Source organism: Alicyclobacillus sp. ALC3 (assembly GCF_028751195.1).
Taxonomy (GTDB): Bacteria; Bacillota; Bacilli; order Alicyclobacillales; family Alicyclobacillaceae; genus Alicyclobacillus_L.
In genome coordinates this window covers 1,004,845-1,027,670 of the sequence record NZ_CP066784.1, presented here as the reverse complement: position 1 = coordinate 1,027,670, position 22,826 = coordinate 1,004,845, and the positions used below count along the sequence as shown (strand labels likewise).

Genomic DNA, 22,826 nt, shown 5'->3' with positions numbered 1-22,826 from the left:
ATAATGCAGGGTGGAGGCGATGCCGATGGACGTCGTCAAGATTACACCGAGAGGCTACTGCTACGGCGTAGTGGATGCAATGGTCATGGCGAAACAGGCAGCAGAGGACAAGACGCTGCCACGCCCGATCTATATACTTGGCATGATTGTGCACAATCAACATGTAGTCGACGCTTTTGAACGCGAAGGCGTCATCACGCTTGACGGCGCAGACCGTCTAGCGCTGCTTGAGCAGGTGACGGAAGGTACAGTCGTCTTCACCGCGCACGGCGTGTCACCAGAAGTGAAGCGCCGCGCGGCAGAGCGTGGCTTGCGTGTGATCGACGCCACGTGCCCAGATGTGACGAAGACGCACGATTTGATTCGCGATCGCGTTGCGCTTGGCTACGAGATTATCTACATCGGCCGCAAGGGCCATCCGGAGCCGGAGGGCGCGAGCGGCGTGGCGCCGGGTCACGTGCATTTGGTGGAGAACATGAAGGACGTCGACGGACTCGCCATTCAAAGCGAGAAGATTGCCGTTACGAACCAGACGACGATGAGCCAGTGGGACACGGCCGACTTGATGCAGGCGGTGAAGCGCAAGTACCCGCAGGCAGAAATCCACAACGAAATCTGTATGGCGACGCAGACACGGCAACAGGCAGTGGCCGATCAGGCGAAGGACGCAGACTTGTGTCTCGTCGTCGGCGATCCGCGCAGCAACAACTCGAACCGGCTCGCCCAAGTGTCACAGGAAGTGGCGGGTACGCCGGCGCACCGCGTTGCGGACGTGACCGAGATCGACCGGGCCTGGCTCAAAGGCGTCAACCGCGTCGCGGTGACGTCTGGCGCGTCGACACCGACCGCGATCACGAATGAAGTCGTGCAGTACCTCTCACGGTACGATGAGCACGACAAGAGCACGTGGGAGCCGGTTCGCACTGCGGACCCGGACCGCTTGCTGCCGACTGCGCGCCACTGACTCGCGTAGAGGCTCTGGCTGGTTTTGAGTGGAGCTTGCGATTGGGGCACCGGCCAGGCACCATCGGCCAGGCGAGTTGCGTGGCTGCTCGAGGCGCAACCCGCGATGGGGCTGCGTTGTTGGACGACATGGTTGAGGAGATGAAAGTTTGACGGGCGCTCAAATGTTGATGCTCTTGGTCCTGCTGGTCGTTGCAGTGGCCTGCACCATCTTGAGACGGCGCGCTGTGCGCTGGCTGTTTACAACACTTGCGGTGGGTTTTTGGATCGCGTTCCTGATCCTGCTTGGATTTTCCCTTGGCTACCACGTAGGCATTAGTGGCATCCACGTGACTCACATCCTGTTCTGAGTCCGATCCGGGAACGGAGGCTTGTCATGGAGCAGATGATGCGCTCTGTGTTGTTGTCGCTCGCCAAAAACAAGTCCGCGAATCGTCTGGCAAAACGGTACGGATTACACCTTGGGGCACAGCGGTTTGTCGCGGGCGAGACGATTGACAGTGCAATTGCTACGGTCCGGCAGTTGAATTCGGACGGGATCACGGCCACGCTCGACCACCTTGGCGAGTTTGTCAGCGATGAACGGGAGGCCGCGGAATCGACGGATTTCTGCGTGCGCACACTTGACGCGATTGCAGCAGCGGGCGTTCGGGCTACGCTGTCAGTCAAGATGACGCAGATGGGGCTCGACATCCGCCGCGATCTGTGCACGCACAACATGCGCCGCATCCTGAGTACGGCCAAAGATTTCGGCCTGCGCGTCAACATCGACATGGAAGACTTCTCGCGTTGCCAGGTCACGCTTAACATGTTTGACCAGTTGCGGAAAGACTACGACAACGTCGACACAGTGTTGCAGGCCTACTTGTACCGGAGCTTTGACGACGCGGTGCGCCTTTCTAGAGAAGGCGCCCACATTCGCGTCGTCAAAGGTGCATACAAAGAGCCGCCGAGTGTGGCGTACCCGGACAAGGCGGAAGTAGATGCGAACTACGTGAAGATGGTCGAATCGCTCCTGCTCGGGTCGGGCTTCGTGGCGGTGGCCACGCACGACGAGCAGATTATCGAACACTGCAAGTTGTTTATCGGCAAGCACCAGCTCTCGTCAGACAAGTACGAGTTTCAGATGCTCTACGGGATCCGCACGGATTTACAACACCGCCTCGTCCAAGAGGGCTATCCGCTGCGTATCTACGTGCCGTATGGAAATGACTGGTACGGCTATTTCATGCGCCGGCTGGCCGAGCGCCCGGCGAACGTCGGCTTCGTGCTGCGTGGCATGATGAGGTGATGTCCCTGCGCGCAGGCTTGGCGGGCGCAGAGTGGGCGTGGAGCAGAGTGGGCGTGGAGCAGAGTGGGCGTGGAGCAGAGTGGGCGTGGAGCAGAGTGGGCGTGGAGCAGAGTGGGCGTGGAGCAGAGTGGGCGTGGAGCAGAGTGGGCGTGCGCCGTACGCGTGTCTGCGAATCACCACCACGCTAAGCTCAACGTGGCATGATGGCGTTCTATCGGGATCTCGCATGTAAGTGTCAAATTGACACCTATGGCGCGGCGTCTTCGCATGTAAGTGTCAAATTGACACCTATGGCACGGCGTCTTCACATGTAAGTGTCAAATTGACACCTATGGCGCGGCGTCTTCGCATGTAAGTGTCAAATTGACACCTATGGCGCGGCGTCTTCGCATGTAAGTGTCAAATTGACACCTACGGCACGACATCCCCGCGGGTAAGTGTCAAATTGACACCTACGGCACGACCACAATTGCACTAGCAGGTTGGCGATGCGATGTATGAGCCGGTTTGGCGGCTTCGTGTGGACATTGATGGGGAAAATAGCCGTTTGCGGCTATTTTCATTATAAATTGTGCTCCGCAGGAGCATGAGGGGTTTTGGCGTTAAGGGGTCAATTACGCCGCAATGGCGCAATCCTCGTCGTGATCCCGCTGGTTTGCGGCCACAATGGCGCTACGGCGTCCAACTCCCACCGCCGCCTCAGACCTCAGCCCTCTAGTCACACCCAAATTCCACCCGAAAAGTGATAGGCTTAAGCCATACAGGGCGTAGCCGTAGCCGTAGGGCCGGCCCTGGCGAACGGGGGAGTGTACATTGCAGACAGCCATTCTAATCGTGATTCTGGTCATCGTGATCGTGCCGCCAGTCGGGCTCTTTCTGTACATGCGCTGGTTGGCTAAACAGCCGCAGCACTCGGTCATTCGGGCGCATCCATACCTTGGCTGGGTTCGCTACTTGTTGGAGAAGATGGGCCCTGAGTTTCGCCAGTACTGGTTTGACGGCGATCGGCAGGGCAAACCGTTCTCGCGAGACGAGTTCATTGGGCTCGTGTTTTCTGCCAAGTATCAGACTGACCTCGTCAGCTTTGGTTCCAAGCGCGACTTTGAAGCCCCCGGTTACTACGTGGCAAACGGGATGTTCCCGCTCCTCGTCGAGGAACTGAAAGTTGACAACGCGGAACTGGTGGCGGCGAAAAAATACGAGATCGTCCATGAGGGCTTGTTCGATCGCGAAGAAAAGTTTGCTGACAACAAGACGACGCGCTGGCTGTACCGTGACGAGGATGCGGTGGTGGTTGGTCCCGAGCGAACGCATCCGTGGCGGGTGCGCGGGATGTTCGGAGCGTCGGCCACGTCGTACGGCGCCGTCGGTGAGCACTACATCTTGTCGACCGGCCGCGGGGCGAAGATGGCGGGCGGGTCCTGGATCAACACTGGGGAGGGCGGCGTCGCCCCAGAACACCTCGAGTCCGGGGCGGACGTAGTCGCGCAGATTGGGCCCGGTCTGTTTGGCTATCGGGACGATCACGGCGATTTTTCCTGGGATGAGTTTCGCAGCAAAGCTGCCGAAGAAAACATCAAGGCGTTTGAGCTGAAGTTTGCGCAAGGCGCAAAGATCCGCGGTGGCCACCTTGAGGGCGCAAAGGTGAACGCCAAGGTTGCAGGCATCCGCAAGGTGCCGGTCGGCAAGACCGTCAACTCACCGAACCGGTTCCCGTTTCTCCATAACGAAGAGGACGGGCTGCGGTTTGTTGGGAAGTTGCAGGAAGAGGGCGGGAAGCCGGTCGGGATCAAAATTGTGGTCGGTCACTCGGGCAGTGCGGACGCGCTGTTCGGGACCATGCAGAGGCTCGGCATCTACCCGGACTTCATCACGGTGGACGGTGGCGAGGGTGGGTCCGGCGCGACATTTCGCTCGATGGCAGACGGCATGGGGTTACCGCTCTACTCGGCGCTCATCGCGGTCGTCGATGCAGCCGTGCGTTTCGGGGTGCGGGACAAAATCCGGATCTTCGCGTCTGGCAAGCTCATCTCCGCTGACAAAATTGCGATTGCCCTCGCGCTTGGCGCCGATTGCGTGAACTCGGCGCGCGGCTTCATGATGGCCAACGGCTGCATCATGGCGATGCAGTGTCACACTGGCAAGTGTCCGACGGGGGTGACGACGACCAACCCGAAGTACATGGCCGCCTTGGTGCCGGAAGAGAAGATGTGGCGCGTTATGAACTACATCGTAACCGTACGTTCCGGACTGTTTGCGCTAGCTGCTGCGTGCGGAGTCGACAGCCCGCGTAAACTGACACGCGAGCACGTCGTCTACAAGAATGAGTACGGCCGCGCGGTGCGGATGAGTGACTTGTTCCCGTTGCCGGATGTCGAGGCAGGCGCACAGCCGGATTTGCCGTCGAGCAAAGAAATCGGATGACCGGAGTTGTTGTGCGGCTTCATGGTTTCGCACCTGGCGTTTGCGCGCAGAGACCTGTACATTCAAGTAGCAGCGATGAGCGCGTCAGGCCTCACGAAATGAGCGCGTGAGGTGTTAATAAGGATGAACAGCTTAGGCGTCAAAGTAGGAGGGAACACAAGCGTGATCGATCTCAATACACAGACACAGAGCTGGACCGACAACTACAAACTGCTCGTCGGCACCATTGTGCCGCGGCCGATCGCGTTCGTGTCGACGGTGAGCGCAGAGGGTGTACGGAACCTCGCAGCGTTCAGCTTTTTCAACGGGGTCTGCCCGAAGCCGTTCATCGTTTCGTTCGCGCCGATGCGGCGCATGGACGGCGGTAAGAAGGACACCGTGCGCAACATCGAGGAGACGGGGGAGTTCGTGATTAACGTCGTCAGCGAAGAGATGGCGAAACCGATGAACTCGACTTCACCGACTCCAGAGTTTGATCCCGACGTCGACGAGTGGGTCGTCTCTGGGCTCACGCCCGAACCCAGCACACTCGTGACACCGTCGCGCGTGGCCGAGAGTCCGGTGCAGATGGAGTGCAAGCTTGTGCAGGTGATCGACTTTGGCCCCGCAGAGGCCGGTGCTGGCAGCATTGTGCTCGGCGAAGTCGTCCGTATGCACCTGCGCGAGGATGTGTACCAAAATGGGCACGTCGATCCCGACCTTCTCCGCCCGATTGCCCGTATGGCGGGAAACGACTACGCCCGCGTCACCGACCGCTTTCAGATGGCGCGTTCAAAGCCGGAGGAGTGGCTGAAGTAGCAAAGCAATGAACAACCGGCCGGTAGTATCCGGACTTAACCTTCAGCAACGAGGAGCGATGATGATGACTGATATGACGACTGCACGACGCGCGCGGCTACAACAGGCGCTTCGCGATGCAAATCTGGCGGCCGCAGTGGTGACGTCGCCGGCCGCCGGCTACTACTTGACTGGCGTTTGGCTTGAGACTGGTGAGCGCGCCAGCGCACTCGTCGTGTTTGCGAACCAGGACGCAGTTTGGGTGGTCCATGAGATGTTCCGCCACGAGGCAAATGAGGCGGATGTGCAAAAACGGTTCTGGAAAGACGGCGAGAACCCGTATCCGCTGATCGCAGAGCTCGTTGGCAGTGACGCTGCCGTTGCGGTGGACGGGCACTGGGAAGCGCGCCACCTGTTGCCGTTCATGGCCGAGCGCCCAAACGCAGCGGCACCTGTGCTGGCGGATGGCGTGCTCGGTATGCTCCGTGAGCGCAAGGACGGAGCAGAAATGGTCGACCTCGAGCGCGCATCTGCGCTCGCTGATGAAGTTGTCGACCGCATTCGCGCGGTGCTGACGCCCGGTGTCACGGAGGCGGACGCGGCGAAACACTTGTCACAGCTGTGGGAAGAGGTCGGCGCAGCGGGGATGTCGTTTCCGCCGATTGTCGCCGCAGGAACCGCAGGTGCAGCGCCGCACCACGAACCGGACGAGAACCAGGTGGTCGCGGGCAGTACCGTGATTGTGGACACTGGCGGAATTTACAACCACTACTGCAGCGACATCACGCGCACGTTTGTGATTGGCGAACCGACTGAAGAAGTGGCAAAAGTGTACGAGTGTGTGCTCGCGGCGCAAAAGGCGGGCATCGCGGCGGCGAAGCCAGGCGTGGCACTCGGCGCTGTCGACGCGGCGGTGCGCAAGGTGATTGAGGACGCTGGGTACGGCGAGTACTTCACGCACCGGACCGGGCACGGTGTCGGGCTGGAGATTCACGAGGCGCCGTTTGTCGTCGGCGGCAACGACCAGGTGTTAGAGCCTGGGATGGTGATGAGTGTGGAACCGGGGATTTACCTGCCAGGCAAGTTTGGCGTGCGGATTGAGGACTTGGTCGTGATTGAAGAGGGCGGCGCGCGTTCGCTGAACGCCGCTCCGAAAGAACTCGCGGCGGTCATCGTGCGCGGCTAGACCTTTTAGACTCTCTCGTGACGGGGTCACACGTCCTCGCCTGGATGCGCCTGATGCCTAGATGTACCGTGGTTTGGGCTACATCGCTTACGCCTGGATGCGCCTATGAGGCGAGGAATCGCAGTGAGGACATAAAATACTGAAACGCCTAAAACCGAATGGCCCACTTCATCGTATAAGTCTCTGCAAAGACCAATCGATGGGGAGGGCCATTCATGCGCAAGGTGTTTCGAACGGTATCAGGGCTCACTGCCGCCCTGGCAGTAACAGCAGGTGTAGGTGTCGCGACCGCGTTTGCAGCGACGACGACCACAAGCGTGGACTTTCAGACGCACGGGTTCCCGACAGTGGCGGCGCAGGCTGCAATTCCTGCCGGTCAGGGAGCGACCATCAAAGCGGGCGACGCGACCGTCACGATTCCGACAGGGACGTTCAGCGATCCGGTGAAATTTGAGTTGCTTGAAGGGCCGCTGTCGAGCTTCGCTGCCAATGCGCCCTCGGGTCAGACGCCTGTCTTTGATTTTGCGTTCAAAGTGGTCGACCAAAAAACGGGCGCGATTGTCATGAAGTTTCAAAAGCCTGTCATGTTCAGTTTGACGAACACTGACGTGAACACAAACAGCATGTACTACAACATTGCTCCGACCGGGACGTATACGCTCAATCCGGTCAAAGCTACAATTTCGAGTGATACTTTGCAACACGCGATTGCCGGAGCACCCGTCGGGTGGGTGGTGACCTCACCTGCGACGAGTGTTGCACAGACCACATCGCCAGTGACGGGTCTTCCGTTTGCCGATTGGCTGATTGTTGGCGCGGCGCTGATTCTGGGTGGAGGCGTGTTACTTGCGGTTCGCCGGAAGGTCTCGTAAACAGTTCCTGCGCGCGTTGCTGTTGGTCGGCGGGGGGGCGCTGATGATTGCAGGCGCGCTGGAAATCGGGCGCATCCCGCTCGCCTACTTCAGGGTTGCCAGAGCAGAGCAGACCACGGTGTCCAAGCCCTTGGTGAAGGTTCAAATTGTCGCGCCGCCGCCAGCCAGGGTTGTCTCCTACTCGGTAAATGCGCTGTATCCGCCCGCTGCGGCAACCGGGCAACAACCGGCAACCGCGTCCTTGATGGGCCGCCTGGTGATTTCGAAGCTTGGTATATCGGCTCCGGTGACACAGGGCACGGCTCTTTCGATTCTCGCTGTCTCGGTCGGTCACCTGTCGTCGAGTGTGCTCCCAGGCGAGGTGGGGACTACAGTACTGGCCGCTCACGACGTGACGTACTTTCACCACATCGATGAGTTGGCGGCAGGGGATACCTTGACGGTACAGACTTCACAAGGCGTGTTTACGTACAAGGTAGTGAGCCACCAAGTCATTTCGGTGGGGACAAATGTACCGAACACTCCGTATCCGTCACTGGTTCTGGAAACCTGCTATCCGCTCGACGCTCTTCAGTTGGTTAACCAACGCTACGTGGTCAGGGCTGTGCTTGTCGCGAGTCACCTCACTCCTTCCTCCGCAGCAAATCAGTAGTCACAAGGCGGACAGGTTGCCGTATAGTAGAGGCAACCTGTCCGCCTTGTGGATGGATAAGGAGTGACTCGTCAATGAACTCGCTCGACGATGCCACCTTGTTTGAAAAAATTCAGCAGGGTGACGCAGGAGCTTTTGAGGCACTGTACGACAGGTACAGCAGGGTCGTCTACAGCTTTGCGCTACGGTCGTGCAACGACTCAGACTTAGCTAGCGAAGTGACGCAGGACGTCTTCGTTCGGCTGTGGACCACGGAAGCTCGCTATCAGGCAGAGCGCAGTCAGTTTCGAACTTGGCTGCTGACGATCACTAGGCGGATTCTGTACGACAAGCTGCGTCGGCGGGAACGGCAGGGGGTCGTGGTCGGGATCCACGGCAATGTCGTTGAAGACCCGCAATTGCTGCCTCACGTCGAGACACAGCGCGTCTCCTTTGCACAGTGGTTTCGCGAAGATGTGGAGGCAGCGTTGCAGTCTCTGCAGATAGAGGAGCGAACTGTTGTGGAATTGGCCTATTTCCGGCAGATGACGCTCAGCGAGATCGCAAAGGAGTTGAATCGGCCGCTTGGCACGGTGAAGACCCGCTTACATAGAGCGTTGAAGGTTCTGCGCGAGGCGATGCCGGAGTGGAAAGGGGGGCTAGAAGGGTGAGCGAGTACACGTGCGAGGATATCGACCTTTTGGCGTATTTGCAGGAGCGACTCACGGGTGTAGAACGTGAAGTTGTCTCACGTCATGTGGCGACGTGCTTGACTTGCCAGCGAGATGTAGCGCAGTTGGAGCAGGCACAGACTCTCTTGCCGAGCGCACTGGCCCCAGTCGATCCACCGGTGGACCTGAAGGCGATCGTGATGGCGGAGGCGTTTAAGCAACGCTCACCACAGGAAGTGCTCAGGCAGCGCTCTCCAGAGGAAGTGCTCAGGCAGCGCTCTCCAGTTGGAACCACATACGTCAGTAGCAACGCTTACGCCAGTACTGACGCATCGGAGAACGCCGATGGGGCGTCGTCCAATGGGCGCCGAAAGCGCACAAGCTTTGCTCGCCGGATGCTCCCGTGGTCGCTCTCTGCGGCACTGTTTCTGGTTAGCCTTGTGCTTACACAACAAGTCGTCCACGACCGTCAGCAAGTGAACGGATTGCAAGCGCAACTTGCCCACGCGACGACGGCCGTGGCCCTGCAACCGACGCACATCTTGCAGAACGCCAGCGGGAAAGCCGTCGTGATCAAAACAGGCAGCGGCATTCAACTGATTGTGTACATTTCCCATGTGACACCGACTCGGGGTTCAGAGGTTTATCACGTGTGGCTCTTAAACCACGGAACTCGCCACAGCGCCGGTATTATTACGACCAGCTCCGGCGGCACAGGTGTACTCCAGGTGTCTCTGAACGGCCAGCATGCACAGTTTGACGCTATTGGGATCACGTTGGAACCGAACGCTGAGACCACCGAGCCGGTGGGGCCGAAGGTGCTCGGCACGAACACGCTGTGAGGTCCCGAGCGTGATCACGTCGTGCCCCGGCAGTGGGTCGGCAGTGGGTCGGCTGTAGGTCGGCCGCCAGCTAGGCTGCAGCGACACCTGTGTAGCTATCACCAGCCTGACAGCGTGATCTCGACCGCGAACATGTCGATTTTGTCGCTAATTTGCCCCGTAGCCCCCGGATAGCGACATTTTTACCGTTGTCGTGGCGTCGGCAAGGCGAAAGATGAAAGGTTAGCGACGCAGGCGTCGCTAAGCGACCAAATTCAAGCGCACCAGGTCGCGCTGAGTGTCGAAAATGTCGCTAATGACCGCCAAACCGAAGACGCCGCGCTCTAGGTGTCAATTTGACACTTACCTGTGAGGCCGCCGCGCTCTAGGTGTCATTTTGACACTTACCCGCGAGAACGCCGCGCTTTAGGTGTCATTTTGACACTTACCCGCGAGAACGCCGCGCTTTAGGTGTCAATTTGACACTTACCTGTGAGGCCGCCGCGCTCTAGGTGTCATTTTGACACTTACCTGCGAGTACGCTGCGCTCTAGGTGTCATTTTGACACTTACCTGTGAGGACGCCGCCCTCTAGGTGTCATTTTGACACTTACCTGCGAGTACGCTGCGCTCTAGGTGTCATTTTGACACTTACCTGCGAGTACGCTGCGCTCTAGGTGTCATTTTGACACTTACCTGTGAGGACGCCGCCCTCTAGGTGTCATTTTGACACTTACCTGTGAGGGCGCCGCGCTCTAGGTGTCATTTTGACACTTACCTGTGAGGACGCCGCGCTCTAGGTGTCATTTTGACACTTACCTGTGAGGACGCCGCGCTCTAGGTGTCATTTTGACACTTACCTGTGAGGCCGCCGCGCTCTAGGTGTCATTTTGACACTTACCTGTGAGGACACCGTGCTCTAGGTGTCATTTTGACACTTACCTGTGAGGCCGCCGCGCTTTAGGTGTCATTTTGACACTTACCTGTGAGGACGCCGCCCTCTAGGTGTCAATTTGACACCTACCTGCGAGGACGCCGCGCTCTAGGTGTCATTTTGACACTTACCTGTGAGGACGCCGCGCTCTAGGTGTCATTTTGACACTTACCCGCGAGGACGCCGCGCTCTAGGTGTCATTTTGACACTTACCCGCGAGAACGCCGCGCTCTAGGTGTCATTTTGACACTTACCTGCGAGGACGCCGCGCATTAGGTGTCATTTTGACACTTACCTGCAAGGACGCCGCGCATTAGGTGTCATTTTGACATTTACCTGTGAGGACGCCGCGCTCTAGGTGTCATTTTGACACTTCACTAATATTCCAATCAATCTGCCCGAAGTCTAATTGTTTACGTGTCATTTGGACTCCACCGAACTCCAACTTGTCAACGGTCTTTTCAAATGCGTAATCCGTTCCACCAACTAGCGTTTCAACTTTTATTCGACTGAGTTTTCAGAACGTAATGTAGGCGGTTGCGTCATGCGTGTTCTGAGGAGCCCCGCCTTTAGGCATGTGTTGGTCACTCTTGCACTGCATTAGATTTTTGTAGTCTCATCATCCAGAACAGCACAGACTAATGCAACATCATCCAGGTAGACCCTATCGTTTCCGATATGGGACATTAGTATACCCTCTTTATCCATAAAATTGCTATTGTGCGTTCCCGATTCATTTGCGAACGCACTACCACGCCTTACGGGCACTCAGCATGGCGCGGGGAGGCGAGAATGCGCGCGGGGAGGCGCACACTCGCAGCAGTTGCGCATGGTGAGTGAGGTGTCCTCATAGCGACTTGCCCCCAGCAGGAATCGCGCCAGCACGAATCGCGCCAGTACCGACTTGCCCCCAGCACGAATCGCGCCAGTAGCGACTTGGCCCCAGCACGAGTTGCGCCAGCACCGAGTTGCCACAACTCGCGTTACCGCCGCACGAGCATTGCCATCGGAACCGCGTCCTCTGCCGCTGTCGACTCTCGAATGCCCCAGGCCATTACGCCGACTAATTTGGTCACAGTCAGACGGTCGTACTCCTCGGCCAAGTCGTACATCCGGCCAATTTCTACCTTGATGGTTCCGCGGTTCAAGTACGACTTGGCAAGGTACCACTTCGTCATCAGAACGTTGTATTCGCTCCAACGCCCTTCATCGTGGGCACGCTGTCCGTCTGACTGCAGCTTGTCCATTTCCAGCTGCAACTGTTCGCTCGTCATCTCGCTGAATTTCATGTCTCCTGCAGCCATTCCATTCCATACCTCACCTTGTGCGGTTCATCCGCGGTGCGGGTTAGTCCGCATTGTCCGCGTTCATCCGCAGGCTCTGTACGCCTCACCGGGAACGAGAGGAGGCGCTGACGTGGACGTACAGCGTTTCCCCGACAATCATCGTACTCGTCACGTGAATCGTCAACTCCTGGTTGTCGACGAGTACGGTGCGGCCCTCCAGCAGGTGAGTAGGCAGTTCTGGGCTGTCGATCAGGATCTGAGTGTGCCGGCCCTCGAGGAACTGCAGCTGTTGCTGGACAAACTGGATCACCTGAAGCTGTGCTGGACCGTCCGGCGCCTTGGCGTCAACCTGGATTCTCTGCACCAGCGGTTCTGGGTTTGGCTCATGCAGTTGCGCGGAGAGTTGGGCGTTCTCACGCTCCACTTCGTCGTAGTGCATTTTCAGGCTGGAGATCTGCAGGTTGAGGTTTTCGAACTGGTGACCGTGAATGATGTTCATGGCCGCGCCCCCAATGAGAATGCCAAAGGAGAGGAATCCGGCGGCTTGGCGTACGTTCATGGCAGGTCATTGCCGGCCATCCAGCGGATCACGATGTAGCCAAGCTGGCATCCGAGGAACGCCGCGACAAGGTACGCGAACTGTTTCCCCATCGGGACGAGTTGGCGTTCAAGGACCCCAGATTCAATGGCACGCAGGGTATCCATGGTGCCTCCTAAGGTGCTGACGAGCGCCCAGATTTTTAGTTGCCCGGCGAGTCGCACCATGGTGGTCATTGGAGCTGCATGTGTAAATACGGCGGCGATGCCACCGAGTACCGCGCCGCCTACAACCATGCCCAGCGCGACACAAAAGTCGACCACGATGTTGTGGAAAAACAGTGAGTTTGTAGACATCGGACATACCCTCCCACCTCAAGATACGGGACGCGGGCGGCAAATATGATATGATGAGTGAATAGGCTTCAGGTGGAGGAAAAAACAAACATGGGGCAGCAGGCATCGTCAGAGAAGCCCACGCAGGGTGTGATGACAACGCGTAGCGGCTCATGGACAGAATCGAATGAAACGAGTTATCGACGCGGGTCAAGGGGAACGCTCGCAGGCAGCGAACAGCCGACGCTGTGGCTGACTGCAGAGGCGCTTTCCGGGGAAGCATGGTCTGACCCTGGAGAGATACAGGTGTGGGTGTCAGACCAGGCAGATGGTCGCTCGCAGTGCTCTGAAGAACTCCTCGCTGTTGTGCGCTGGTTAGCGGAGACAGCAGGGGGGATTCAGCCTGTCCGCGAAACCGAAGGCGGCGCTGCCGTCTACACGATGAATGACTTTGTGCGCGCAGCGAATGTCCTTGCGAGCGCCGATGCGGGTTCGAGTGATGCCTGCGCGCACTTGGAGTTGCCTGTCGGCTGGCAAGTGACGGGCGCGTTTGCGCTGTTCGTGCGCGGCGCGAGGTTGGCGCAGAGACTTGTGCAGTGTGAGGACGTGATCGCGTTTGCGGCCCCGTCTGACCTGAAGACAGACGAAGTGATAGAGATGTGTTTTCGTTTGGCAGAGGGAGCAGAGGATGGGTGGACGCGCTGGTTGTCGCATGACAGCGCGTACGCGGCAATTTGGCTGCCAGCGTGGACGAATGCTGCACTACGCGGGTTGCGCCGGATGCTGGCGGATGAGGCAGAGCAGGTGTGGCGAGAGGGTTGGCGGCATGAATTCGGCTGGCGGCGACGTCAACACGGCGTGCGCATCTTGGACAAGTGGCTCTGGCAGTGTGTCGATCACGCTGTTCGCGCGTCCCTGTCGCCTGTGGCGAGTCCGCAATCTGAAGGCGAGGGCCACTCGCCGTACCGAGTTCTGTACCGCGGTGAGGCAGAGCTGATGGCGCGCTGGCAGAACGGGCTCTGGGCGACGGATGAAAAAGACCGGCTGTTTGCGGCGGATGGTTGGCTCCTGCGCAGGTTGCTGAGCCGGGGATTTGTCGATACAGGATGGCGCGAAGAGTGGCTTGAGGACACCAGTGGGCGCGCGGACTGTCACCTCGAGTTCGAGGTCGTGCCGCCGCCTGAGGACCGTCCAACCGGGGATTGGCAGTTGCAGTACATTGTTGCGCACAACATCTGGCCAGAGCGCGTCCCGCTCTCGCGCTTGTGGTCGAACCAGTCTCGCAGGCTGCGTGTCGGGCGTCAGGTATTGACGCACCCGGACGAGTGGATCTTGCCACTTTTACTTGAAGCGGGTGAGTACTACGAGCCGATTTTGCAGGGCCTCCGGGAACCGGGACCTGGCGGGTGCAGGATTGCTCCGGAGGATGTTGCAGACTTTGCTATGCACGGTTTACCAAAGCTGCGCGCAGCAGGGTTTATTGTTCGCACGGCAGACTTCGATGCGACGCGCTTGTCGAACGTGCGCATTCGCGTGCAGGTGCGCCGCGGTCGCGAGCGCGCGCAGACAAGAAAGCAGGGTTCGCACAGAGGTCAGGGCTGGTTCGACGCCGATCAGTTGATTGATTTTGACTGGACGCTCGCGGTTGACGACGAGGTCATCACGAGTGAGGAGTTTGAACGTTTAGTTGACCAGCGCACGCCGTATGTCCGACTTGGCGGGTCGTGGAAGCTTGTGCCCATCGAGGCCATCTTGTCGCAGTTGAACGACATTGGCTTGACAGCGAAGAGCGCCGCGGCAGCAGAGTTCTCTAGGGCGGTGCTGATCGGTCAGGAGAGCGAAGAGGACGCGTCGGTTGAACTTGAAGTCGACTTTGCTGAGGACGCCATGGACGTCTCGCGCGTTGTGCGGTTCTTCCTCGATGCTGAGAAGCCGGCGCCTGTGCTGCCACCGCTTGGTTTCCAAGGCGTACTGCGCCACTACCAGCAGACCGGGTACGAGTGGTTGCTGCACTTGCGCAAACTCAGTTGCGGGGCTTGCCTTGCGGACGACATGGGACTCGGGAAGACGATTCAAGTCCTGGCGTACCTGCTCAACTTGAAAGAGAACAGGGAGCAGCAAGGACCACATCTGCTCATCTGTCCGACATCGCTGCTGCAGAACTGGCGAGCTGAAATTGCTCGGTTTAGCCCAGACTTGACGGTGCACGTGCACCACGGGGCCGTGCGCAATGACCCGTTGCCAGATGGTGGTGACCGCCTGGCAGATGCCGTGCGCAACTTTGACCTTGTCATGACTACGTACGCCATCGCCGTTCGAGATGCAGACATCTTGCAGGCAGTGGCGTGGGATACGGTCATCGCCGATGAAGCGCAGAACATCAAGAATGCGGATACAAAGCAGGCTCAAGCGGTGCAAAGCCTGCGTGCTAGACACCGCATCGCGCTGACTGGCACGCCGGTTGAAAACCGCCTCGAAGAGCTGTGGTCGATTTTCCACTTCACCAACCCGGGCTACCTCGGAGGGGTCACGTGGTTTCGCAAGAAGTTTGCGGGTCCGGTCGATGCGCGGCCAGATTCACTGCCAAGTCGGCAGTTGCAGCGGCTCATCCGCCCGCTCCTGCTTCGGCGCAGCAAGTCAGACCCAGCGATTCAGGTCGAACTGCCGGAGAAGTGGGAAGTGCAGGAGTACGCATCTCTCACGTCGGAGCAGGCGGCGCTCTACCAGACGATTGTTAACCGGCTGTTCACAGACATCGATCTGTCCCGCACAGACCTCTCGCGCCGGGGACGCATCTTGGCGGCACTCGTCCGACTCAAGCAGATCTGCGACCATCCATGTCTTGTGGAAGGAGGCCGTGGCGATGTGCGCCGCTCGGGTAAGCTCGGGTTGTTGCTTGAGTTGTTGGAGGATGTTGTGGACGAAGGGGCTGCAGCGTTAGTGTTTACACAGTTTCGCGACATGGGGGAACTGCTCTGCGACAGCATGGCTGAACGGTACCCGTGGCGGCCAAAGTTCTTGCACGGTGGGCTCAGTGCTGCGGCGCGCGGCAAACTTGTCGAGGACTTCCAATCTGGACGCGACCCGTCTCCGGTCTTGGTGCTGTCGCTCAAAGCGGGCGGTGTGGGGCTCAACCTGACGCGCGCCAACTACGTTTTCCACTACGACCGCTGGTGGAATCCTGCCGTGGAGGACCAAGCGACAGACCGCGTGTTTCGCATCGGTCAGACAAAAAACGTTCAGGTGCACAAACTCATTTGCGCTGGAACGCTCGAAGAGCGGATAGACCAGTTGATCACATCTAAGCGGCAGTTGTCTGCAGCGGTCGTCGGAGACCATGCAGAGGGGTGGATCACGGAACTCGACGACGAAGCTCTGCGCGAGTTGTTCGCGTTGTCCGCGGATGCGGCGCTGGAAGAAGAACTCTTGTAACACAGTGTGTCTGCTTTTGCCGATGAATGAGGGAGGTGCTGTCGTGGCAGGTCGCAAAGGGAGCAGTAAAGCGACTGCAGTGAGTTTCGTAGAGATGCGCTGGCGGCCATTTACTGACCGTGCTGAAAAGAGCCGCTTGCGTCGCGGCCGCGCCCTCGCAAAGTCAGGGGCGGTTAAGCGCGTGAGTTGCCAGGATGGGGAAATCACGGCTTCTGTCCGGGCGGGTGGACCTGGGGATTCGTACAAGGTGACCATCCCGGCTGTCGGCTGGTGGGCACCTCACTTGTCGTCGATTGCCCTTTGGCTGGCGCGCCGCCCGGACTGGCTGGCTGCACTATTGGCGGGTCAGTGGGACAGCGAATTTATTGCCTTTTTGGATGAGCACGAAGTCCACTTGTTCCCGACTCAGGAACAGTCAGCGGACATGGTAGCGCATAGTTTGTGCACGTGTCCTGACCTTGAGCAGCCCTGCTTGCATGTCATTGCCACAGTGGCACAGGTCGTACTCGATGTGGAACTGTACCCGCTGCGGGTGTTCGCTTATGTTGGCGTCTCGCCAGACAAGCTGCTCGATGCGGTCAGCGAGCAGACAGCACTTTTGGTGCAGGCGCGACAGAAGGAACAGGATGAAGCGGGCGAAACTTCAGCGAGCGAACTCGCAACATCAACTCGAGAACTTAGGTGTGGACTTGAAATGTGGCCGGAAGAAGAGATTGCGTTGACACAAGCCGAAGGTGCGGCTGACGTTCACCACGTCATCGCGCCGCGGTGGCGAGGAAACCGTGGCGAGGTCACATAGCGTGGGGCTGGTCGTCCGTGTCATGATGTTCCTGCTCAGATTCCACTTTCAGTTCGCTCGCCGTGCCTACGTTAGCCAGGGCTTGTCTAGCGAATAAACCGATAAGAACGGCCAACAAGACGACGATGAAAATAAATCCAACGCCCATGTGTCACACCTCCCCATCTGTATTTTCTACAGAGAATTCGTAAATGCCTATTATTTTCAGTCCGTTGTAAAAGTGCCTCAGAGAACGTTGCTCTCACTACATATAGACGTCTGCCCAGAAGAAAATGTTTCACCTTGCAAGGGGCATTTGCAGGGGCATAAACCATAATTTTCACTCCGCGAAATGAGAACATACGTTTGTATTTTGGGTCCAACCGAGTATAATATTCGGCATCAGAACATATGTTCTTACTGTGGGGTGGTCGAAGTTTCGGCCGGTCCATTTTTATCTCGCGAGGTGATTGGCCATGCGTTTTTCGCTGTTCGGCCGAGGGGAAGGCGTTCGAGTGTCCTGCGCTCAGTCCTTGTGGGCGAGCACAACACGAGAAGTTGTCACAGACGCGTCAGTGTCTGCGCGCAAGCGGGGAGTTCGAGTCGGGATGAACCGTGCGACTGTGCAAGCGTTGGTGCCAGATGTGGCGCTTGTGCGTGAGGAAGAGCAATTACAGTCGCCAACGGCCCTTGTCATGGAAAGCATTTGGCCGATTCTCTGGCGGTTTTCACCGTGGCTCGAAACACGCCCTCCGGACGCGTTTTGGCTGCAGGTGTCTGGGCAAGCGCCACCGCTTCGGGAGGTGCGCAGCCTGCTGCAGAGAGTCGACGCGCTGCTGACCGACGAACAGCGTTTGCGCGTTGGGTTCGCAGCGACGCCGTTTCTGGCGCAGGCACTCGTCGAGTGGAGTTTTTGGGAAAAAGTGCCGGGAGCGCTGTACCGCAAAGCGGGTCGGCAGCAGTTACTCCTTTCACCCGACACAGTCATGTCAGTGGCGCAAGGGGTGAGTGCCAGGAACCCTAGCAGTGGCGTTGCCGCGGGGACGCCAGGGCAGTGGCTCGCAGACATGCCTGTTGTTGCTCTGTGGCTGATTCCGGAGCGCACCAGGGAGGCGCTTGTGCAACTCGGTATGAGACGGTTGCGGGATTTACAGCGAGCAGGACCGGAGCGCTTGTCCCGACACTTCGGCAAAGATGCCTTCGTCTGGCTCAGTTGGCTGCAGCCACAGCTACAGACCAGGCAGTCCGTGCGCGTCAATTATCCGCCGCCGCGTTGGCAAGAGGCGTGGCGTGCCGAAGTCGGCGAAGCTGTGTCGCGAGACCAGTTGTGGGCAGTGGTCAAGCCGCTCGCAGCGTCGCTCTCACTGCGGTTGCAGCGCGCAGAACTCGGTGCACTCACAGTTGGGCTGACGTGGCGGACGGATGCAGGCGAGGGTGGCTTTGAGCGCGCGGCGAAACGGCCGTTGTGGCGTGAAGACGCGGTTTTGGCGCAGTTGCGGTCTGGACTGGAGCGAGCCTTAAAGCCAACCGCAGACGCCAAACTAAGGACAGCCGCAGACGCGAAACTCGCAGGGCAGCTGGAAGCTGTCTGTGTGTATGTGGAAGGTCTGCGTTCACTTTCCGGCACGCAACTGACCTTCGAGGTGCGTAACGGAGCATTCGAAGCAGCGCGCCCGGCAGGAGAGAATGTCGAACAACTCGTCCGCCAGGTCAACCACAGGTACCCAAACGGACTTCGCATCGGCGTGCGCCCAGGCTTTCGCGAACTTCGGCTGCAGGCGGTGCTCGGCATATGACTCGCATCGTCCGGCGGCCAGTGCAAGCGACCGTTGATGCAGACGGTAGCCTGCAGTGGTTTCGCGACGGGGAAGTGACGCACCGCGTGGTCAACGTAATTGGCCGCTGGTCCGAGATGGGCGCCTGGTGGCGTGGCGAAGGAACGCGTCAGGTGCAGAGGGTGCTCGATGAGGACGGCGGTGTGTTCGACGTCGAGTGCGCCAAAACAGAGTGGTGGCTGTACCGGGTGTGGGACTAAAGGAGGTGGCGCCCGTGTTTGTTCATCTGCACTGCCACTCGCCGTTTTCTTTTCTCGATGGCGCAGCGTCCATCGAGGAGCTAGTCGCACAGGCTGTTTTGCAGCAGATGCCAGCGCTCGCGCTCACTGACCACAACACCATCGCCGGTCTGCCTGCTTTTCACCGCTGGGCAGCTCGCTACGGCATCAAACCGATTTCTGGATCGGAGATCACGCTCGATGACCGCACGCACCTGACACTGCTCGCCCAGACGTCGCAAGGTTACGAAAACCTCTGCCGCATTTTGACGCATGCGCATGAAGGAGAGGGGAGGCGGCGTGATCCACAGGTCACCGAGAACGAGCTGTTCCGCCACGCCGAGGGGCTGATTGTGTTCTCTGGCTGCCGCCGTGGGCGACTCGCGCAGCTTGTTCTCCACCGCCGCTTGGATGCTGCACGGCGGCTTGCCTGTGCGTACCGCGACGCGTTCCCGAACGCCTACTTCATCGAGATTCAGTCAGACGACTACCCGGATACACACCGGCTAAACAGCGAGCTCGCACAACTGGCCAAGGCGTGTGACATTCCACTCATCGCTACCGGCAACGTGCACTACGCAACACCGGACCAGTTTCCGATTCACGACGTCCTCACCTGCATGCGCGTCGGCTGCGACATTCAGACGCCGCACGCCGAGCGGCCGCTCAATCAGGCCCGCTGGCTGTACGGGGAACAAGAGGCGGCAGAGCGATTTGCAGCGTGGCCAGAGGCTGTCGCCAATACCGCGCTTGTGGCCGAGCGCTGTCAGGTCGTACTGCGCCTTGACGGCGCGTTGTTCCCTACGTTCGCCTTGCCACAAGGCCAGTCCGACGCCGCAGCGTATTTGCGCGAACTCGTGTACGAGGGGGCTGCCAGGCGTTATCCGGTTGTCGATGCACCGCTGCGGGCGCGACTCGACCACGAGCTTGCCATCATCGCGGCGCTTGGCTACGTCGACTACTTCCTTGTCGTTTGGGACATTGTGAACTTCGCGCGCAGACGGGAAATCCGCTGCGCTGGCCGCGGTTCTGCAGCCGACTCGGCCGTCGCCTACTGCCTCTACATCACCGATGTCGACGCGGCTGGCCGCGGACTTTTGTTCGAGCGGTTCATGAGCCTCGAACGGGCGGAGAAACCGGACATCGACGTCGACTTCGACAGCCGCCGGCGCGACGAGGTGATGGACTACGTCTACCGGACCTACGGGCGCCATCACGTCGCGCGCGTCGCAACGTATCAGACTTTCCGCGGTCGTTCCGCGATCCGCGAAGTGGGTAAGGCGCTCGCGATTCCAGAGCGCATCCTTGACACGCTGGCAAAGCGCGTGCCGTGGGGAGCACACGCAGACCGCCTCGAAGGGTTGTTTGAGCGCGTCCCGGAGCTTCGCGGGCTTGCCGCCTACCGCGACGAGTTGCCGTGGCTGTGGCAGTTGTCCGCTCGCATCGCTGGTTTTCCACGCCACTTTGGCATGCACGTCGGTGGGCTCGTGGTCAGCCGCCAGCCGTTGCTTCTGACCACTTCGCTGCAGCCGTCCGCGAAAGGCGAGTGGATGACGCCGTTTGACAAGGATGCCGTTGAGGACGTCGGGCTCGTGAAACTCGACCTCCTGTCGCTGCGGACGATGTCGGCGATCGACGACGCCATTCGCCTGCGCGCGCGGTCGGGCGAGACGATTGACTACGACAGCCTGCCGTTTGACGACCAGGCGACCTTTGAGCGCCTCGGCACAGGCGACACCATCGGCGTCTTCCAGCTCGAGAGCCCCGCCCAGCGAGCTTTACAGGCGCGCCTGAAGCCGGACGGACTCGAGGACATCGTGGCGAGTGTGGCGCTCATCCGCCCAGGCCCAATCAAAGGCAACATGGTCGATCCCTTCCTCGCGCGCCGCCGCGGCAACGAACCCGTCTCGTACCTGCACCCGAAACTCGAGCCGATTCTTGGCAAGACGTACGGCGTGGTGCTGTTTCAGGAACAGGTGATCGAAATTGCGACGGCCATCGCCAACTTCACGCCAGGCGAGGCCGACCAGTTGCGCCGCGTCATGAGCCACGCGCGCTCGGCGACGGAGATGGAGCAGATTGGCCGCCAGTTTCTCGAAAAGGCTTCTGCTGCAGGGGTTGATCCGGAAGTTGCCGCGACCATTTTCTCCTACATCCAAGGGTACGCGAGTTACGGCTTCTGCGAGGCGCACGCCGCTGCCTTCGCAGCGACAGCGTACAAGACGGCGTACCTCGTCGAGCACTACCCGGCGGAGTTTTTTGCCGCAATTCTCAACCAGTACCCGATGGGCTACTACCCCGTGCACGTCGTGGTCGCACAGGCGAAGCGGCGAGGCATCCGAATTCTCGGCATCGACGTCAACGAGAGCGAGTGGGGCTGCACGGTGGTGGCGGGGGGCAAGCCGCAGAGCAATCCTCAGACGGCGGCGCCTCAGCCTGAGGCTCCAACAGAGGCGGCTCAGCTCGAGACCCAGCCTGAGTCTCAGTTTGCGATTCGCCTCGGACTGTGCCTGCTGAAAGGGTTTCGGAAGTCTGCAGCTGAGGCGCTTTGCGCCGAGCGGAGCACGCGTGGTCGATTCGTGGATGCGCTGGACTGCCTGCGGCGAGTGACCGCGATTGACCGGCTGATGGCAGAACACCTGATCCGCGCCGGCGGCTTTGACCCGCTTCACCCGAACAGCCGTCGCCACCTCCTGTGGGAACTGCCGACGCTGCTGGCGCTTCGCGACGAGCCGTCACAGACGCTGTTCAACGCTGCTGGCGGATGTGTGGAAGAGGAGCGGTTGAGTGCAGTGCCAGAGTTCACACAGTCCGACAAACTGGCGGACGAGTACAGACTCATTGGGGTCGGGACGTCGGGGCACTGGATGGAGTTGTTTCGCCCGCTGGTGCGAGCAGAGGGCTGCATCACTGCAGAGGAGGCCTACCTAGCAGAGGAGGACGAAGTCATCGCTGTGGCGGGGTTGGTGGTGCGTCCGCACCGACCGCCGACGAAAAGCGGCAAGACGACGGTGTTTTTCAGCGTCGAGGACGAAACGGGATCGGTCGACGCGACGATGTTTGAAGCCGTCTACCATGAAACAGGCGCAGTGCTGTTCACTCCGTATGGGCGACTCGTCGGGGTGGTGGGGCGCGTCCAGCACCGCGGCGGCGGACGCCTGCAACTCATGGTCGAGCGGGTCTGGTCGCTGACGAACCAGTAAAACGTGAGTGCGCTCGAATGGCGAAACGAATTGCGCTTGCTCTCATTAATCTCCTACAATGTCAACAGAATGTAGTCTGAATGATTTGCTAATTGTGCTGCTGGAGGCGACGGGGATGCGCATGCCTCAAGACCGAGTCGCACGAACCAATCTATACTTTCTGTCCGGTTTGGTTGCAGTGGGCTTAGTGTTTGCGTCGGTTGTCTTTGCGATGTCCGTGTACAAGCACGCCAAATACGGCAGTTTTGAGTTGGTCGTCAGAGGTCAGGAGACGCTCCAGTACGACCCAGTATGGCAGACGACGACTACAACAGAAACTCCAACCAGTGCGCACAACGACGTTTTTACTTACCGTCGTCTACGCGACCTTGCGTGGGGACATACCGAGCCTGCCTACCGCCTCGGTGGACAAAGCGGGCTCTGGTTCACGGCGACACCTGACCGAAACGGAGACTTCATCTTGGCTAGCGCGGCAGACGGGACACCGTTTGCGGACGTGGGACTGCAGATGCGCAACCTGCGTGGACACACTGTGAGTAAGCTTGTCCCGGGTCAGTGGTACCAAGTCAAGCAGTACGGGCGCTGGTTCACGCTTCGGCTGTTCTGGGACCCTTAACTTGTCAGGCTGTCGG

20 protein-coding genes are annotated in these 22,826 nt (G+C 59.3%); 16 read left to right on the top strand and 4 right to left on the bottom strand.

Annotated features, from left to right (window positions below; translation table 11 throughout):
* The first annotated feature begins 25 nt into the window (after window positions 1-25).
* From JC200_RS04915 to JC200_RS04870, 10 genes are all read left to right on the top strand, one after another.
* The gene (locus JC200_RS04915; protein WP_274435052.1) at window positions 26-964 is read left to right on the top strand and encodes a 4-hydroxy-3-methylbut-2-enyl diphosphate reductase; all 939 of its coding nucleotides are present in this window, start codon (window positions 26-28) and stop codon (window positions 962-964) included.
* Between the two features lie 148 nt (window positions 965-1,112).
* Window positions 1,113-1,313 (top strand): hypothetical protein, encoded by a 201-nt coding sequence (locus JC200_RS04910; RefSeq protein ID WP_274435051.1) that lies wholly within the window; start codon window positions 1,113-1,115, stop codon window positions 1,311-1,313.
* Between the two features lie 26 nt (window positions 1,314-1,339).
* A complete protein-coding gene (locus JC200_RS04905) occupies window positions 1,340-2,254 on the top strand; it encodes a proline dehydrogenase (RefSeq protein WP_274435050.1) in 915 nt (304 codons plus the stop codon).
* A gap of 813 nt (window positions 2,255-3,067) precedes the next feature.
* A complete protein-coding gene (locus JC200_RS04900) occupies window positions 3,068-4,678 on the top strand; it encodes an FMN-binding glutamate synthase family protein (protein ID WP_274435049.1) in 1,611 nt (536 codons plus the stop codon).
* A 162-nt stretch (window positions 4,679-4,840) separates the two neighbouring features.
* Window positions 4,841-5,476 carry a flavin reductase family protein gene (locus JC200_RS04895; RefSeq protein ID WP_338000198.1) on the top strand — a complete coding sequence of 212 codons (636 nt, stop codon included), beginning with the start codon at window positions 4,841-4,843 and terminating at the stop codon, window positions 5,474-5,476.
* A 64-nt stretch (window positions 5,477-5,540) separates the two neighbouring features.
* Window positions 5,541-6,641, top strand: coding sequence for a M24 family metallopeptidase (locus JC200_RS04890; RefSeq protein WP_274435047.1), 1,101 nt, complete (start codon window positions 5,541-5,543; stop codon window positions 6,639-6,641).
* Between the two features lie 215 nt (window positions 6,642-6,856).
* The gene (locus JC200_RS04885; protein WP_274435046.1) at window positions 6,857-7,513 is read left to right on the top strand and encodes a hypothetical protein; all 657 of its coding nucleotides are present in this window, start codon (window positions 6,857-6,859) and stop codon (window positions 7,511-7,513) included.
* Entirely contained in the window at window positions 7,488-8,165 is a 678-nt protein-coding gene (locus JC200_RS04880; RefSeq protein ID WP_274435045.1) for a class D sortase, read from the top strand. The genes JC200_RS04885 and JC200_RS04880 overlap by 26 nt, the downstream gene beginning before the upstream one ends.
* Before the next feature lie 74 nt (window positions 8,166-8,239).
* On the top strand, window positions 8,240-8,815 hold the full coding sequence (locus JC200_RS04875; RefSeq protein WP_274435044.1) for an RNA polymerase sigma factor: 576 nt from the start codon (window positions 8,240-8,242) through the stop codon (window positions 8,813-8,815).
* A complete protein-coding gene (locus tag JC200_RS04870; protein WP_274435043.1) occupies window positions 8,812-9,657 on the top strand; it encodes an anti-sigma factor in 846 nt (281 codons plus the stop codon). Before JC200_RS04875 ends, JC200_RS04870 begins: the two co-directional genes overlap by 4 nt.
* 1,895 nt (window positions 9,658-11,552) lie before the next feature.
* Here the strand turns inward: JC200_RS04870 and JC200_RS04865 are convergent.
* The 3 genes from JC200_RS04865 to JC200_RS04855 form a co-directional block, all read right to left on the bottom strand.
* A complete protein-coding gene (locus tag JC200_RS04865) occupies window positions 11,553-11,873 on the bottom strand; it encodes a DUF1811 family protein (RefSeq protein WP_274435042.1) in 321 nt (106 codons plus the stop codon).
* An 85-nt stretch (window positions 11,874-11,958) separates the two neighbouring features.
* Complete coding sequence (locus JC200_RS04860) at window positions 11,959-12,354, bottom strand: hypothetical protein (RefSeq protein WP_274435041.1); 396 nt, start codon at window positions 12,352-12,354, stop codon at window positions 11,959-11,961.
* A 56-nt stretch (window positions 12,355-12,410) separates the two neighbouring features.
* Window positions 12,411-12,749 (bottom strand): YtrH family sporulation protein, encoded by a 339-nt coding sequence (locus JC200_RS04855; RefSeq protein WP_274435040.1) that lies wholly within the window; start codon window positions 12,747-12,749, stop codon window positions 12,411-12,413.
* 90 nt (window positions 12,750-12,839) lie between these two features.
* On the opposite strand from JC200_RS04855, the gene JC200_RS04850 reads away from it, so the two are divergent.
* A complete protein-coding gene (locus JC200_RS04850) occupies window positions 12,840-16,160 on the top strand; it encodes a DEAD/DEAH box helicase (protein WP_274435039.1) in 3,321 nt (1,106 codons plus the stop codon).
* A 43-nt stretch (window positions 16,161-16,203) separates the two neighbouring features.
* Window positions 16,204-16,959 carry a hypothetical protein gene (locus JC200_RS04845; RefSeq protein WP_274435038.1) on the top strand — a complete coding sequence of 252 codons (756 nt, stop codon included), beginning with the start codon at window positions 16,204-16,206 and terminating at the stop codon, window positions 16,957-16,959.
* Here JC200_RS04845 and JC200_RS04840 read toward each other — a convergent pair.
* Complete coding sequence (locus JC200_RS04840; protein ID WP_274435037.1) at window positions 16,952-17,107, bottom strand: hypothetical protein; 156 nt, start codon at window positions 17,105-17,107, stop codon at window positions 16,952-16,954. The two genes, JC200_RS04845 and JC200_RS04840, sit on opposite strands and share 8 nt — an antisense overlap.
* 307 nt (window positions 17,108-17,414) lie before the next feature.
* On the opposite strand from JC200_RS04840, the gene JC200_RS04835 reads away from it, so the two are divergent.
* The 4 genes from JC200_RS04835 (at window position 17,415) to JC200_RS04820 (ending at window position 22,810) form a co-directional block, all read left to right on the top strand.
* Entirely contained in the window at window positions 17,415-18,734 is a 1,320-nt protein-coding gene (locus JC200_RS04835) for a Y-family DNA polymerase (RefSeq protein ID WP_274435036.1), read from the top strand.
* Window positions 18,731-18,973, top strand: coding sequence for a hypothetical protein (locus JC200_RS04830; RefSeq protein ID WP_274435035.1), 243 nt, complete (start codon window positions 18,731-18,733; stop codon window positions 18,971-18,973). The genes JC200_RS04835 and JC200_RS04830 overlap by 4 nt, the downstream gene beginning before the upstream one ends.
* 14 nt (window positions 18,974-18,987) lie before the next feature.
* On the top strand, window positions 18,988-22,194 hold the full coding sequence (locus JC200_RS04825; protein ID WP_274435034.1) for a DNA polymerase III subunit alpha: 3,207 nt from the start codon (window positions 18,988-18,990) through the stop codon (window positions 22,192-22,194).
* Between the two features lie 115 nt (window positions 22,195-22,309).
* Window positions 22,310-22,810: a hypothetical protein gene (locus JC200_RS04820; RefSeq protein ID WP_274435033.1), complete on the top strand. Its 501-nt coding sequence runs from the start codon at window positions 22,310-22,312 to the stop codon at window positions 22,808-22,810.
* The last annotated feature ends 16 nt before the right edge of the window (window positions 22,811-22,826 follow it).